Origin of the sequence: Allobosea massiliensis (assembly GCF_042655245.1) — a bacterium.
In the GTDB taxonomy this organism is placed as follows: Bacteria; Pseudomonadota; Alphaproteobacteria; order Rhizobiales; family Beijerinckiaceae; genus Allobosea; species Allobosea massiliensis.
On record NZ_JBHSLU010000063.1, the window covers coordinates 282,951 to 297,373 of the forward strand.

13 protein-coding genes are annotated in these 14,423 nt (G+C 68.6%); 6 read left to right on the top strand and 7 right to left on the bottom strand.

Translation table 11 applies throughout. The features are described from left to right. Nucleotides 1–88 precede the first annotated feature (88 nt). The 4 genes from ACFPN9_RS19145 to ACFPN9_RS19160 form a co-directional block, all read right to left on the bottom strand. Nucleotides 89–1,117 carry an AraC family transcriptional regulator gene (locus ACFPN9_RS19145; RefSeq protein WP_066717289.1) on the bottom strand — a complete coding sequence of 343 codons (1,029 nt, stop codon included), beginning with the start codon at nucleotides 1,115–1,117 and terminating at the stop codon, nucleotides 89–91. 137 nt (nucleotides 1,118–1,254) lie between these two features. Then, nucleotides 1,255–2,676, bottom strand: coding sequence for an arylsulfatase B (locus ACFPN9_RS19150; protein WP_082735205.1), 1,422 nt, complete (start codon nucleotides 2,674–2,676; stop codon nucleotides 1,255–1,257). Between the two features lie 23 nt (nucleotides 2,677–2,699). Continuing rightward, a complete protein-coding gene (locus tag ACFPN9_RS19155) occupies nucleotides 2,700–3,500 on the bottom strand; it encodes a hypothetical protein (RefSeq protein ID WP_066717292.1) in 801 nt (266 codons plus the stop codon). Next, complete coding sequence (locus ACFPN9_RS19160) at nucleotides 3,497–3,883, bottom strand: hypothetical protein (RefSeq protein ID WP_066717295.1); 387 nt, start codon at nucleotides 3,881–3,883, stop codon at nucleotides 3,497–3,499. The genes ACFPN9_RS19155 and ACFPN9_RS19160 overlap by 4 nt, the downstream gene beginning before the upstream one ends. 146 nt (nucleotides 3,884–4,029) lie before the next feature. On the opposite strand from ACFPN9_RS19160, the gene ACFPN9_RS19165 reads away from it, so the two are divergent. After that, nucleotides 4,030–6,366 carry a tetratricopeptide repeat protein gene (locus tag ACFPN9_RS19165; protein WP_066717298.1) on the top strand — a complete coding sequence of 779 codons (2,337 nt, stop codon included), beginning with the start codon at nucleotides 4,030–4,032 and terminating at the stop codon, nucleotides 6,364–6,366. 113 nt (nucleotides 6,367–6,479) lie between these two features. Here the strand turns inward: ACFPN9_RS19165 and ACFPN9_RS19170 are convergent, their stop codons facing one another. The 3 genes from ACFPN9_RS19170 to ACFPN9_RS19180 are packed head-to-tail and all read right to left on the bottom strand — an operon-like array spanning nucleotide 6,480 to nucleotide 9,495. Next, a complete protein-coding gene (locus tag ACFPN9_RS19170) occupies nucleotides 6,480–7,271 on the bottom strand; it encodes a BtpA/SgcQ family protein (protein ID WP_066717300.1) in 792 nt (263 codons plus the stop codon). A gap of 53 nt (nucleotides 7,272–7,324) precedes the next feature. Then, nucleotides 7,325–8,365 carry a carbohydrate kinase family protein gene (locus tag ACFPN9_RS19175; RefSeq protein WP_066717307.1) on the bottom strand — a complete coding sequence of 347 codons (1,041 nt, stop codon included), beginning with the start codon at nucleotides 8,363–8,365 and terminating at the stop codon, nucleotides 7,325–7,327. Then, a complete protein-coding gene (locus ACFPN9_RS19180) occupies nucleotides 8,362–9,495 on the bottom strand; it encodes an SIS domain-containing protein (protein ID WP_082735236.1) in 1,134 nt (377 codons plus the stop codon). The genes ACFPN9_RS19175 and ACFPN9_RS19180 overlap by 4 nt, the downstream gene beginning before the upstream one ends. Before the next feature lie 110 nt (nucleotides 9,496–9,605). Here ACFPN9_RS19180 and ACFPN9_RS19185 point away from each other — a divergent pair, with 110 nt between their 5' ends. The 5 genes from ACFPN9_RS19185 to ACFPN9_RS19205 all read left to right on the top strand — a co-directional run bounded on the left by ACFPN9_RS19185 (nucleotide 9,606) and on the right by ACFPN9_RS19205 (nucleotide 14,408). After that, nucleotides 9,606–10,421 carry a DeoR/GlpR family DNA-binding transcription regulator gene (locus ACFPN9_RS19185; RefSeq protein WP_066717310.1) on the top strand — a complete coding sequence of 272 codons (816 nt, stop codon included), beginning with the start codon at nucleotides 9,606–9,608 and terminating at the stop codon, nucleotides 10,419–10,421. A 141-nt stretch (nucleotides 10,422–10,562) separates the two neighbouring features. Continuing rightward, on the top strand, nucleotides 10,563–11,606 hold the full coding sequence (locus tag ACFPN9_RS19190) for an extracellular solute-binding protein (RefSeq protein WP_066717312.1): 1,044 nt from the start codon (nucleotides 10,563–10,565) through the stop codon (nucleotides 11,604–11,606). After that, nucleotides 11,603–12,694: an ABC transporter ATP-binding protein gene (locus ACFPN9_RS19195; protein ID WP_377817452.1), complete on the top strand. Its 1,092-nt coding sequence runs from the start codon at nucleotides 11,603–11,605 to the stop codon at nucleotides 12,692–12,694. The genes ACFPN9_RS19190 and ACFPN9_RS19195 overlap by 4 nt, the downstream gene beginning before the upstream one ends. Further along, nucleotides 12,691–13,596 carry an ABC transporter permease gene (locus ACFPN9_RS19200; protein WP_066717314.1) on the top strand — a complete coding sequence of 302 codons (906 nt, stop codon included), beginning with the start codon at nucleotides 12,691–12,693 and terminating at the stop codon, nucleotides 13,594–13,596. The genes ACFPN9_RS19195 and ACFPN9_RS19200 overlap by 4 nt, the downstream gene beginning before the upstream one ends. Beyond that, on the top strand, nucleotides 13,593–14,408 hold the full coding sequence (locus ACFPN9_RS19205) for an ABC transporter permease (RefSeq protein WP_066717316.1): 816 nt from the start codon (nucleotides 13,593–13,595) through the stop codon (nucleotides 14,406–14,408). Before ACFPN9_RS19200 ends, ACFPN9_RS19205 begins: the two co-directional genes overlap by 4 nt. Nucleotides 14,409–14,423 lie beyond the last annotated feature (15 nt).

The window sequence follows — 14,423 nt, forward strand, 5'->3', positions numbered from 1 at the left end:
CGCATGGTGTCGCCCCGCAAAGGCAGGCCGCTCGCCCGTGGGATGCTGAGCGCAGATCGCCATGCGAATAAGCGGCTAGCGCTAAGCGTCACTCTCTCGCGTCCGATTTCCCGCTCACAGTCCGGCGAAAATCCTGAGGGGATCCGCCCTCCCAGCGCCGGAACGCCCGGTTGAAATGGGCAGCATCGGAATAGCCCAGTTCCATCGCGACTGCCGTGACGCTGGCGCCGGGGCGGGCGAGAAGCTCCCGCGCCGTTACCTTCCGGCAGTCGTCGACAAGGGTTTCATAATCGGTGCCGTCGTCGGCCAGGCGCCGTTGGATCGTGCGCGCGGACTGGCCGAGGATTCCGGCCGCCTGCGGGAGTGTCACCGGCCCTTCCGGCAGGCTGGATCGGATGATGCGCTCGACGGCCCTGCGCGTGTCGCTCGCGCCGAGCCGGATGGTCCCGACATTGGACGTGTCCTCCCGTCCACCCGGGCTTCCACCGGCGAATGCGCCCGCGCGCAGCGCGCCGGCCAGCGACGCGCGCTGCATATGGATCCTGACCCGAGAACCGCTGCCGAACGTGACGGGCGCCTGGAACCAGTCCTCATAGACTGTACGACGGCCCTTGCAGGCATGGGGAAAGACGACCTTGTCGGGGGTCCAGTCGGCGCCGAGGAGCTGACGCAGCATGAAGACATGGAACGCGGCCGCTCCCTCGTAGAGCAGCCAGGCCGTCTCGTCGTCGCCGATCAGCCCGTGGACCATGACGGCGTCCGGTCCCTGCTTGAGAAGCTGGAGCGTGACATGCGATTGCAAGGTCGGCATCGCGGCGATGTGGGCCTGCAGGCAGGCCTCGGCTGAACGGCCGGCCGCCAGAGCATGCCCGATCGGGCCGAGCTTCGCCGCATCCGCGCTGCCCCCGAGCGATAGTCCGATTTCGGCGACTCCCAGATGCCGTGCGGCCACTTCGAGAGCATGATGGATCTGGGCGCGCGGCACGATCCGCCCGGTCTGGACATCCTCGACGCTGAGCCCGGCCCGGTTCAGGACCCGTTCCGGGTTCTCCCCCACAGCCGCGAGATGCCCAGGGAGCATATGCAGGAGGATCGCCCGGGCGGCCGCGCGTGACATGGTGCTCTCCGACGACGGTCGACGAACAGAAAACCCGCTGCTTCCGTAGGGAAGCAGCGGGTCAACATCATGCCGATACTGCGTGGCGCCGCAATTCGAAATTGGCGAAGCTTTCACCCCTGTCTGGCGCAGCAGCGTCAGTCGCCCTGGATGAAGAAGGCGTCGTCGTTGGGAAAGACGGGGGCGGGCGCATGCCGTCCGAGATAGGATTTGAAGGTTTCCTGGAAGAACAGGGAAGGCTTCATCTCCCTGGAGAGATCGTCGATCCGCTTCTGCAGCGCCGCAACCAGCGGGGCGTTCTCCGCGGCGAGATTGGTCGTCTCGCCGGGGTCTTTCGCGATGTTGTAGAGCTCGACCTTCGCCGGCAGGGTCGCGCGCAGGTTCAGCTTCCAGTCGCCCTGACGCAGGGCGGCCCTGAACATCTCGACATTGTAGACGATCTCCGTGCGCGGCGAGGGCGCGCCCCGGCTGAGCGTCTGCCAGACATCGACACCGTCGAGCGGCTTGGTGCCCGCAAGCGATGCGCCCGCACGCGCCGCCAAAGTGGGCAGCATGTCGACGACATGCATCGGCTGGTCGACCTTGCCGGGCTTGATCCGCCCGGGCCAGTTCGCCAGCGCGACAGCGCGCGTGCCGCCCTCGTCGAGCGAGCCCTTGCCGTTGCGAAGCGGCGTGTTGCGCGCCGGCAGCTGGCCCTTGGTCTCGATCTGACCTGCGAAGGCGGCCGAGGTGACGCCGCCATTGTCGCTGTGGAAGATCACCAGCGTGTCCTCCCGCATGCCCTTGCGCGAGAGTTCGGCCAGCACGGCGCCGATCTGCTCGTCCATGGCATTGATCATCGCCGCATAGGTCCGGCGGTTGGGATCGGCGATCGAATTGAAACGATCGACATACTCCTTCGGCGCCTGGAAGGGCGTGTGGGGCGCCGTGAAGGCGAGATACATGAACAGCGGCTTGGCCGGATCATGCTGCCGGATATGGCGGACCGCGTCCTTCCCGAGCAGGGTGGTCACATAGCCGGGCTCGTCGAGCTTGCGGTTGTTGCGATACCAATCGGTGACGCCGTGCACCTTGTGTGTGTTGTAGTCGATCTCGCCGATCAGCGCGCCGTACTGGTAGTCGAACCCGCGCTGCTTCGGCCAGAGCTTGCGGTCGGCATGGCCGAGATGCCATTTGCCGATGATCGCTGTGCTGTAGCCGGCTTCCTTCAGGATCTGCGGCAGCAGCTTCTCGTCGAGCGGAATCCCGTAGTTCTGCTCGGGCAGGATGACGAAGCTCTGCAGCCCGTAGCGCATCGGGTAGCGTCCGGTCATCAGAGCCGCCCGCGTCGGCGTGCACATCGGCTGGACGTAGAACTGCTCCAGCTCGGCGCCCTCGCGGGCCAACTGGTCGATCGTCGGCGTCGCGATCTCCGGGCTGCGGAAGCCGACATCGGCAAAACCGAGATCGTCGGCGACGATGTAGAGGATGTGGGGCTTGCGGGCGGCCTGCGCCTGTGCGGCGACGGGCGCGAGCAGGGCGAGCGCCAGACAGGCGAGGCGAAGCGGCGAACGGATCATGGTCCTATCCCTGGCGGTCGGCGTCAGAAGCGCGAGGTCAGCCCGAGGACCGGGCCCTGCTGGAGCGCATCGAAGATGAAACTGCCGTTGCGGTGATCGACCTTCATCGCGCGATAGCCGGCGAAGGCGGACCAGCGCTGGTCGATGGCGTATCCGACGCCGCCGAACACGTCCCATTCGTAGCGGGAGGCGCCCTTTCCGACGAAGCCGATGGTCGTCAGATACCAGGAGGGCGTCAGATTGAGCCGGAACCGGGCGCCGACCACGGCGTCCGCCCATTGCTCGCTCTCGCTTAGCTTGAGGGTGCCTGGCAGCAGCTGGACGCGCAGCGTGTTCTTGGTGGAGAAGCCGCGCACGCCCGCAAAGCCGTCGAGACTGTAGCTCTCGGTATCCACGAAGCGGTAGCCGGCGGCGGCGAGACCGATGAACGACGCGCTGTCGACCTTGACGCCGGCCGGGACGCCGGCCGGAAACACGGTCTTGTTGGGCGAGATCTTCGAGGCGATGACGTCGAAGAACAGCAGATAGCGCCCGTAGCCGATTTCGCCAGCGCCCATGATGCCGCCGTCGAAATTCTTCATGACCTGGTCGAAGCCGATATCAACCTTGACCGTCGGCAACGGTGGCAGGGTCCGCATCCGGCCCTCGAGGCCGGTGGCCCAGAGATAGGCTGCGCCCTTGAAGGTCAGCGCCGGCGCCAGCGGCAAGGGGGCCGCCGGCTCCTGACGGGGCGAGGGGATATCGGCGGCGCGGGCCGCGAGGGCGGTGCCGGTCAGAACGGTGGCGGCGAATGCGCCGCGCAGGAGGGTGTTGAAGCTTGTCATGGCTGCCTCGGCGCGACGCAATAGTTCCAGTAGCCGCGGGTCTTGCTGGAATCGCTCCAGAACCAGCAGAGTTCGGGTGACGGCGCCTTGGGCACCGCATTCACGGCCGCGACGGTCACGATCGCGCCGATGGTCACCCCGGCGACGACGCTGCCCCAGTACCAGGGCCGCACCGCGGGAACCGGCCTGACCGGAGCGACGACGACCGTTCGCCGGACGGTGCGCACCGGCGGCCGCCGGACGACGGTGCGGGGCGCCGTGCGGACCACCGCTGTCGCGGCCTGGGCCTCGAACAGCGGGGCGAACGGCTCGAGCGGCCCGCAGACCGTCAGGGCTGCGAGGGTGGCGACGGCGGCGCGGCGAAAGAAGCGGTCGGGGGGCATCGGCAGGCGTGAATCCAGATGGCGCAGGGGTGTCGACGCTTACCCGTCTGCTTCCTCGCGCGATTGCCATTTCGCGCCAGTCTGACGCAGAGGCAGCGGCTCGCCCGTCGCGGCTCATCCCTGGGCACGATGATAGAGTGGCCGCCATGTTGAGGGATCTGTCGCGCGCCTGGCGCCAGTGGCGCTTTCTCACCCCCTGGCTCGCGCTTGTCCTGTCGGCCTTCATCCTGACCGCGATCCGCACGCAGGCGCAGATCGCCCCCGCACAGCGCGATGTCCGCGACGCCGGGCCGGCCCGCCATGTCGGCTCGCAAGCCTGTACAACCTGTCACGCCAGCCAGAGCGCCGCCTGGGCGGGCTCGCATCACGCCCATGCCATGGACCACGCCCGCCCTTCCTCGATGCGGGGCGATTTCGCCGACCGCACCGTCGAGGAGGCGGGCCGCAGGGCGCGCTTCTTCCGCGATGGCGAGGTCTATCGCGTCAACATCGAGGGGGCGGATGGCCGCCCGGCCGACTTCACGATCTCTCACAGCCTCGGTTGGGAGCCGCTGCAGCAGTATCTCGTCACCTTCCCGGATGGACGCCTCCAGGTGCTGCCCTGGGCCTGGGATACGCGCAGTGCGGCCGACGGCGGCCAGCGCTGGTTCCTGGTCTCCGGTGCCGAGGCGATCGCACCCTCGGACAGCCGCCACTGGACCCGGCTGCAGCAGAACTGGAACCATATGTGCGCCGAATGCCACACGACCGATCTGCGCAAGGGCTACGATGCGCGGGCGGATCGGTTCGAGACGCGCTGGTCCGAGCTCGCCGTTGGCTGCGAGGCCTGTCACGGCCCCGCCGGTCTTCATGTTTCATGGGCGCGCAGTGGCGCCAGCGCGGCCGATCCGCTCAAGGGCTTCGCCGCGGTCGCGCCAGCCGGTCCGGCGCGCCACTGGACACCGGCAACAGCCGAGACACGCCCGGCCGTCACGACCGGTCGGCCCGCAGGGGATTCCGTCGAAACCTGCGCCCGCTGTCATTCGCGCCGGGGGCAGATCGCTGCGGACTGGAGGCCGGGGCGCCCGCTGACGGAAACCCACAGCCCTGTACCTCTAGCGGCGGGGCTGTTCGAGCATGACGGGCAGATGAAGGACGAGGTCTTCAACGATCACAGCTTCAAACAGAGCCTGATGTATCATCGCGGCGTCAGCTGCACGGACTGCCATGATCCTCACAGCGGCAGGCTCAAGGCCGCGGGCGCTGCGGTCTGTTCACAATGCCATGCGCCGGCGCGCTTCCAGACAGCCGCCCACAGCGGACATGCGGACCGGGCCGGGGCGCCCGACTGCATCAGCTGCCACATGCCGGCACGGACCTATATGCAGGTCGATCGCCGTCACGACCATTCCTTCCGGATCCCCAGGCCGGACCTGACGATCTCGACCGGCATCCCCAACACCTGCCAGGCCTGCCATGGCGACCGGACGGCGCTCTGGGCCGCCGAGGCGGTCGAGCGCTGGCACGGACCGGTCCGCAAGGGGTTCCAGACCTACGCCACGGCCTTCCACGAGGCGCGCGCAGGCGAGCCGTCCGGCCGTGACGCGCTGCTGCGTCTCGCGGTCGACCCGGCGGCTCCGGCTCTCGCCCGCGCCACGGCCATCGGCGAACTCGCGGCCTGGCCCGGCGCTCAGACCGATGCCGTCGGGCTGCGCGCTCTCGACGACCCCGATCCGCAGGTGCGGGCCGCCGCCATCCGCCAGCTGGAAGGGCTGCCGCGCGAGAGGCGGCTCGTCGCAGCGCCGCTCCTGGACGATCCGAGCCGGCTCGTCAGGATCGCGGCAGGCTTTCTCCTCGCGGACCTGCCGGTGGAACTCCTCCCGCCGAAACTCCAGCCGGCGCTGGCCGAGGCGGTGGCGGCCTATGTCGCGGCGCAGGAGCTGGATCTCGACAGGCCGGAGGCCCGCGCCAATCGCGCCCAGCTGCATCTGAAGCAGGGGCGGGCCGAAGAGGCGGAGCGCGACTATCGCGCCGCGCTGCGGCTCGATCCGACCGCCGGGCTGATCGCGGCGCAATTCGCCGAACTGCTGCGACGCACGGGCCGGGAGGATCAGGCGGAGGCCATGTTGCGCAGCGTCCTCGCGGTCGATCCCCGCTCCGGTGCGGCTCTGCATGCGCTGGGGCTCTCGCTTGTTCGCCAGAAACGCCTTCCCGAAGCCCTCGGCAGCCTCGCCCAGGCCAGCGAAGCGGAACCGGGCAATCCCCGCTATGCCTTCGTCCATGCGGTAGCGCTGCGCTCTGCAGGCCGGGCGCAGCAGGCGCGGTCCGTCCTTGAAGAAAACCTCGCGCGTCATCCCGGCCATGTCGACACGGCGGTCGCGCTGCTCCATGAGGCCCTCCAGAACCGCGACCACGGCCGCGCCGCCCAACTGGCGAAACGGCTGACGGCCCTGCGGCCTGACGACCGACGCTTCGAGGGCATTAGCCGGGACCTCAACCGCTGAAGGCGCTGTTTCGCCGATCTTTGCTCTGAAAGCGGCGCTCTGCGGTGGGCCTGAAGTCGGGCCCTGCCGGAATCAGGCAAGGGAAAGCGACGATCTGCGTCCTGACCGGCGTCCTAGGCCGTGACGCGCGCAGCATCCATGAAGCGACGGCAGAGATCGAGATCCCAGCGCAGCACGTCGGAAGCCGCCGCGTCCTTGCGCATCAGGGCCGTGGAGACGATCACGCCGTCGGCGGCGCTGAGCGCCTCGCCGACATTGCCGGTCGTCACGCTGCCGCCGAGCAGGATCGGCCGCTTGATTCCCGTCTCGCGGGCCCGACGGATCCGGGCCAGCGAATCCGCCCAGTCCGCTCCGGTCAGGATCAGCCCGTCGGCCCCCGTCTTCTGCGCCCATTCGGCGGCGAATTCCGGCGTCTCGGACGACATCGGCACGGCGGTGCGATCATGCACGTCGGCGAGGATCGCGATGTCGTCGCGGCCGAGCGCATTGCGGAAGGCGAGCGCCTGCGCGCCCATGCCGGTGCGCGGCCCCTGCGCCGTCATCGCGGCCCCAACGAAGACCTTGAGCCGCACGAAATCGGCCCCCGCCGCATGGGCGATCGAGAGCGAGGCGACCGGATCATGCGCCTCGACGATGATACCGAGCCCGATACCGGGCACCTCGGCCCGCAGGAAGCGGGCGAGCGCGGCGGTGATGGCGAGCGAACTCGCCGCCATCGGCCCGGCCTCGCGGGTCTGGTCCTGCAGCTTGATGTAGGGCACGCCGGCCTGCGCGAAGACCTGCGCGTTGGTCGCTACGTAATCCTCCAGCCAGGCCATGCTTTTGTCGCGCATCCGGCCGAAATCCGGCAGGTGCAGCGCGGCGATGACGAGGGGGCGGGCGGCGAAAACGCGGAGCGTGGTCAAGGCGGGCTTCCTGGGCGGGTGGGGGCAGGGGGCAAGGATCAGGCGGACAAGGGTCAGGCAGGCATGGGCGCGCGGGCGAGGGAGGATGTCAGGCGTGCCAACATTTCGCGGCAGGCGGCGCGGTCGATCGGCAGCGCCCCGTCGGCGCCATGGCGGCTGACGATCAGCGAGGCCGAGACAGCGCCATAGGCGGCCGCGAGAACGGCGTCGCCCGTCTCGACGAGCCCGGCGAGGAAGCCGCCGCAGAAGGAATCGCCTGCGCCGGTCGGGTCGATGGCATGGGTCGGGATCACCGGCACGGCGACCGGCGCGCCGGCCTCCTTGTCCCAGACCAGGCAGCCGCGCGGCCCGAGCTTCACCGCCGCCGTGCCGCGGCAGCGCGCTGCGGCGAGCGCCAGCGCCTGCTCGATCGGCACGCCGGGGACGAGCGCGGCGAGCTCGATCTCGCTCGGCAGGAAGGCATCGACCTGCGCGAGGAAGGGCGAGAGATCGTCGAGGGAGAGTTCCGCCAGCTGCCAGCCGGCATCGAGCGTCACCACCATGCCGCGGCCGTTGAACAGCGGCAGCAGATCGGCCAGCACGACCGGGCGGCTCGGCGCGCAATGGGCCCCCCGGGCGCGCAGATAGTGCTCCGGCACCTGCGCGGCGACCATCGGATGCGTGTCGCGGAACTGCGAATAGGACAGCTCGCCGCCGTCGCCGCGCCGGCGCAGATGCGTCTGCCAGTCATCGACCTGCTGGGGCGTCAGCCGGTCGGTCGGGAAGCCGGCCTGTGCCAGCTCCTCCGGGCGGCTGGTCAGCCGCTCGCTGCGATGGCCTTCATGGTCGTAGATGAACCAATTGCCGCTCTCGAGCGCGACATCGACCATGACGACACCGTCGAGCGCGACACCGTTGTCGCGCAGCCGCGCCAGCGTCTCGCGCGGGTAGCTCGCCACGGCGACGCTGACGAGGCCGACGCGCTCGCGCCAGCACAGGGCGCCGACGCTGGAATAGGCGCCATTGCCACCCACCCGCGCCAGCGCGACCGTCCCGTCGGCCGAGATCACGTGATCGACCGTCAGCCCGCCCGCGGTGACGAGCTCCGGCGTCACGCAGCGAGGCCGCCGAGCCGCGGGGCGCCGAGGCCGAGCGCGTCGCGCGCCTTGGTCACGTGGTAGCCGAAGAGATGCAGCGGCACGCTGTAGACCAGCGGCGCCAATTCGATCCGCACGGGCGGCAGATGCCAGACATGGGCGCAATAGGCGCCAAAACCGGTCTCGCCCTCCGGCACCAGCGCAATGGTGTGCCCTTCGACGCCTTTGCCGACGATGGCGGTCTCCAACGCGCGCTGCCGGCTCGCCTGGTCGGGCGCGATCAGGAAGAGCGGGTCGCCGGCCTTCTGCGTACGGTAATGGTGGTATTCCTCCAGCGGGAAGGCGATGGCGTGGATCGGCGCCAGCTCCTTCAGCTTGGCCGCGCCGAAGGCGGCGGGTGCCAGATGCGGGCCGGCTCCGGCCAGCAGCATCATGTCGCTGCGCGCCAGCTCCGCGCCCAGCGCTTTCGCCTTGTCGTAGAAGCCCGTTGCGACGGTATCCATCACCGCGGGGAGCGCGGCGAGGTCGCCCGCGAGCCCCGGCGCCTTGCCTTCGCCGAGGCCCTTCGCGTCGGCGATCGCCAGCGCCAGAGCGATCAGCAGCGCCATGGCGGCCGTGCTGGATTGCGTCGGCCAGCCGCCGCGCGTGGCCTGGATCAGCAAGGCGGACGGAAACTCCCGCATCATCGCCGAGGTCGCGGTGTTGGTCAGCGCGACGGCATAGCCGCCCTGCGCGATCGTGGCCTTCAGGCTCGCGCTCACCGGCGCCGTGTTGCCGCTCGAGCTCAGCCCGATCATCAGCGTGCCGTCGTCGACGAGGTCGAGCCCGTATTGCTCGAGATCGAAGGCCTCATAGGGCTCGCAGGGAACGCCGAGCAGACGCTCATAGGCCAGCCGGACGCCGATGCCGGCGATCCAGGAATCGCCGCAGCCGGTGATGACGACGCGCCGCAGCGGCCGCGCGGCGATCTCGCCGGCAATGCGCTTCACCGCCTCCGCCGTGGTCGCGAGCGTGCGGGTCATGGCGTCGCCCTGCGCCATCATTTCCGTATGCGTCAGCTCCACGCGCCGGAAGCGCTCAGGATCGCCAGGCGCATCCGATGAGGATTCGCGCTTGAGGGCTTTGAACTGCTGCATGTGGTCGGCCATGCTGGTCCCGTCCTGTCGAAGGTCTCGTGCCGGATCCGCTCGCCGGATCTGGGCTCGACTTTCGATATCCTTCATTTTATCTGGTAACGCAAGTGACAACGAAGCCTGCCATGCCCCCGACGCAAGTCCTGCCCGAGCTCGCCCGCGGCCGCACCCTGCCGCGCCATGAGCGCATCATCGAAAGGCTCTCGGCCAAGGGTGTGGTCGAGGTCGCTGCACTGGCCGAGGAGCTCGGTGTCTCCGCGGTGACGATCCGCGCCGATCTCGACGCGCTGGAGAAGCGCCAGCTCATCCGCCGCATTCGCGGCGGAGCGATGGCGCTCCGCCCGGCCCGTTTCGAGCGCCCCGTCGATCTGCCGAGCCAGTCCTTTTCGGACGAGAAGGAGCGCATTGCCGAGCAGGCGGCCGCCCTCGTCCGCGACGGCGAAACCGTCATCCTCGATGCCGGAACGACGACGCTCGCCATCGCCCATGCCCTGCCGGCGGCGCTGACCGATGTCGTCGTCGTCACCAACGGCCTCGACATTGCGCTGGCGCTGCAGGCGCATGAGGGCGTCACCGTCATCGTCACCGGCGGGCGCCTCAAGCGCGGCGGTCGCAATGCCCGCTCCAGCAGCCTGATCTCGCCCTTCGGCACGACGCTGCTGCGCGAGATCAACGCCGATCTCGCCTTCCTCTGCTGTGCCGGCGTCGACGTTGTCCGCGGCTTCACCAATGGCAATTGGGAAGAGGCCGAGGTGAAGAAGGCGATGATGGCCTCGGCCAGGCGCGTCGTTTTCGTCGCCGACCACGGCAAGATCGGCCATGTCGGAAGCGCCCGTATCGCGCCGCTCGACCAGGCGGATCTGCTGATCACCGACCAGGGCGCGGCGGCGGCCGACATTCAGGCGCTCGAAGCGGCGGGGGTTCAGGTCACCATCGCGTGAGCGCTCGAAAAATCGGCGCGACCTGGCTAAGTTTTATGCTTGCGATTGTTTTCGTTTGTCCGCAAATTGAAAGAGATACCAGCGCCGCCTGCGCCTTTCGCGCGGGCACCGATCCGATGCAGCCAGGCCGGGAGATCCTCCATGACGACTTTGTCTCGACGCCGTTTCCTCGGGGCCGCAGCGGGCAGCGTCGCGCTCGCCGCGCCGACGGTCCTGCGAGCCCAGGCCCGCGAACTGGTCATGATCGGCTATGGCAGCGCCCAGGACGATCCGCTGAAGCGCGCCGGCGAGATCCTCGCCAAGAAGCATCCCGGCGTCTCGCTGCGCATCATCGGCGGCCTTTCGGCCGAGGCGATTGCCCAGATCAAGGCCTCGCGCGGCGCCTCGCCCTATGACTTCGCGGTGATGGGCTCGCCCGCGATCATCAACGCCGTCGATGAGGGTGTGCTGGAGCCGCTCGACATCGCCAAGGTCCCCAACGCCAAGAACATCGACCCGCGCTTCATGCCCTACGCCTATGGCATGGGCGTGCCGATCAGCTATGCCGGCATCGGCATCGCCTACAACAAGCAGATGGTGCCGAACCCGCCCAGGACCTGGGCCGATCTCTGGAAGCCGGAATATGCCGGCAAGATCGGCGTCTCGCGGCCGCAGTCCAATCTCGGCCTCGCCTGCGTCTCGATCGCGGCCTCGGCCTTCGGCAAGACCGATGCCGACACCGATTTCGGCCTCGCCAAATGGAAGGAGCTGAAGCCGCTGGTCGGGCGCAATCCAAACCTGCTGCAACAGATGCTGGAGCGCGGCGAGATCGGGCTCTGCCCGCTCTGGCACGACAACACTGGCATCGCCATCGCCAGCGGCCTGCCGCTCGGCTACGCCAAGGTCACCGGCCCGGGCCCGCTGATCCTGCCGACCATGATCGTCAAGTTCACCCGCACAGCCCATAGCGAGCTGATCCACGAATTCGCCGACATCCTGCTCACCAGCGAGAGCCAGACCTTCGCCGCCCAGCCGCCCTACTACTTCGGCACCACGGTCAAGGGCATCGTCGCCCCGGCGGGGGCCGCCGCCTTCCTGCCTTCGACGCCGGAGGAGATCGCCTCGATGGTCTCGGTCGACTGGCCGAAGGTGGCGCCCAACCGCGGCAAGATCGTCGAGGCCTTCGACCGGATGTTCGCCGGGTGATCACCGCGGCTGCGCCCATCCCGGCCACCGGGACGGCGGAAGCCGCCCCGGTCGTGGCGATCCGCGATGCGGTCAAGCGCTTCGCGGGCCTCACCGTGCTCGACCGCTGCTCGCTCGTCGCGCAGGAAGGGGAGATCCTGACGTTGCTGGGCTCGTCCGGCTGCGGCAAGACCACGCTGCTGCGCTGCATTGCCGGATTCCTGACGCCGGACGAGGGCGAGATCCTCATCGACGGCCGGGACACGATCCCCGTCCCGGTTAATCGCCGCTCCGTCGGCGTTGTCTTCCAAAGCTATGCGCTCTTTCCCCATCTGACCGTAGCGAAGAATGTCGGCTATGGCCTGCGCATGCGCGGCGTCCCCGCGGCCGAGAACGGCCGCCGTGTCGCCCAGGCGCTCCAGACCGTCTCGCTGACCGGCTTCGAGGAGCGCTACCCGGCCCAGCTCTCCGGCGGGCAGCAGCAGCGCGTCGCGATCGCCCGCGTGCTGGTTCTGGAGCCGCGCGTCCTCCTGCTCGACGAGCCCTTCAATGCCCTCGATGCCAAGCTGCGCGGCACCATGCAGATGGAGATGCGCCAGCTGATCAAGCGGCTCGGCATCACCGCGATCTTCGTCACGCACGACCAGGAAGAGGCGCTGACCATGTCGGATCGCATCGCCGTGATGCGCGCCGGCCGGATCGAGCAGCTGGGGACGCCGGAGCAAATCTTCGATCGGCCGGCCAGCGCCTATGTCGCCGATTTCGTCGGCGCCTCGAATTTCTGGGACGGCATTGCGAGCCAGGGTCAGGTGACCCTGCCCGATGGCCAGAGTGTTGCGACGGCGCTCGACGGCGAGGTCCGCGTCATGCTGCGCCCGCACAACATCCTGATCGAGCCGGCTGTTGAGGCTGAAACGGGATGGCGCGGCAGCGTTCGCTTCCGCCGCCATGTCGGGGCGCTGATGGAATACGAGGTCGAACTCGCGGACGGAATTTCGCTGCGCGTCGTGGCGCTGCGCGACGAGACGGTTGCCCGCATCGATGTCGGCGACCGCGTGGCGCTGCGCCTGCGCGATCCCGCCGCCTGCATCGCCTTCCCGCGCGCATGACCCGCCGGCCTCTCCTACTGCGGCTGGTCGATGAGCTGCTCTCGGGGCGCGGGATCTGGCCGGCCGTGCCTGCCATCGTCGTGCTCGTCGTCGTCGCGGTCATCCCCTTCGGCGTGCTGCTGTCGCTGGGCTTTTCCGACATCACGGTGTCGCGCGGGGTCATCGTCTCGCAGGAATTCTCGCTCGGCCATCTCGCGACCGCTCTGGCCGACCCGCTCTATCACATCACCTTCCAGCGTTCGTTGACGCTGGCGCTGACGACGACGCTGGTCTGCGCGCTGCTCGGCTTCCCCGTCGCCTATCTCTTCCTGATCGGCGGCCCCTGGACCCGCCGCATCATCCTCGTGCTGACGATCGCGCCGATCCTGACCAGCGGCATCGTCCGGACCTATGCCTGGATCGTCATTCTCGGTGGCCGCGGCGTGGTCAATGCGACGCTGATGGAATTCGGGCTGATCTCGCAGCCCCTGCGCATCATCAACACGCATTGGGCCGTGCTGATCGGCATGGTCCAGATCCATCTGCCGATCATGATCCTGCCACTGATCGCGGTGATGAGCCGCCACGACTCCCGGCTGGAAGAGGCTTCCGCCAATCTCGGCGCCAGTCGGCTGGCGACGCTGCGAACCATCATCATGCCGCTGAGCGTGCCCGGGCTCGGCACCGGAGCCGCGCTCGTCTTCACGCTGAGCTACACCACCTTCGTGGTGCCGCAGCTCCTGGGCGGCGGCAATTACCTCAACGCCGCGACGATGGTCTACGAGCAGGTGGTCTACTCCCTGCAATGGAGCAAGGGCGCGGTGACGGCCATGATCTTGATGGCGACCTGTCTCGCCGTGCTGCTGGTCTTCGCCTGGCTGACGCATATCGCGACGCGCTGGACACGGGTGGCACAGCGATGAAGCGGATCGACGGCGCCGAAATCCTCGACCGGCTGGGCATCGGCTTCATCATCGCGCTCGCGGTGCTCGCGCTCGCATTGCTCCTGCTGCCGGCGGTCATCGTCGTAATGATGTCCTTCGACACGCGCGGCTATATCAGCTTCCCGCCCGCGGGCTTCACGCTCGACTGGTACGTCAAGGTCTTCAACCAGCCCGTGCTCGTGAACGCGATGTGGACCAGCATCAAGGTCGGGCTCTATGTGACCGCGCTGTGCATCGCGCTCGGTGTCCCGACCGCCCTGGCCTGCGCGCGCGGCGATTTCCGGGGCGCCACCGCGCTGTCGGTCTTCGTGCTGGTGCCGCATATGGTGCCGGGCATCGTGCTCGGCGTCGCCGTGCTGTTTTCGGGCGCGCTGCTCGGCATCGGCCCCTCGATCTGGCTGCAGTCCGTCTCGCTTTCCGTCTATGTCATGGCTGTGATGGTCCGCACCGTGATGGCGCGCCTCCAGCGGCTCGATCCGCTGCTGGAGCAGGCCTCTTCCAATCTCGGCGCGAGCCGCTGGCAGACCTTCCGCACCATCACCCTGCCACTGCTGCTGCCCGCGATCTTGGCCGGCGCCGTCTTCACCTTCATCGAGGGTGTCGACAATCTTTCGGTGACGATCTTCACCCATGGTTATCGCGACCGGCCACTGCCGATCGAACTGCTCGCCATCGTCCAGAACAGCAGCTCGCCGCTGGTCGCCGCCGTCTCGAGCATCCAGATCCTGCTCGCGATGCTCGCTCTTCTGGCGATCTCGCTGACGATCGGACTCGAGCGCGTCAACGATTGAGGAGGCTGGCTGCGC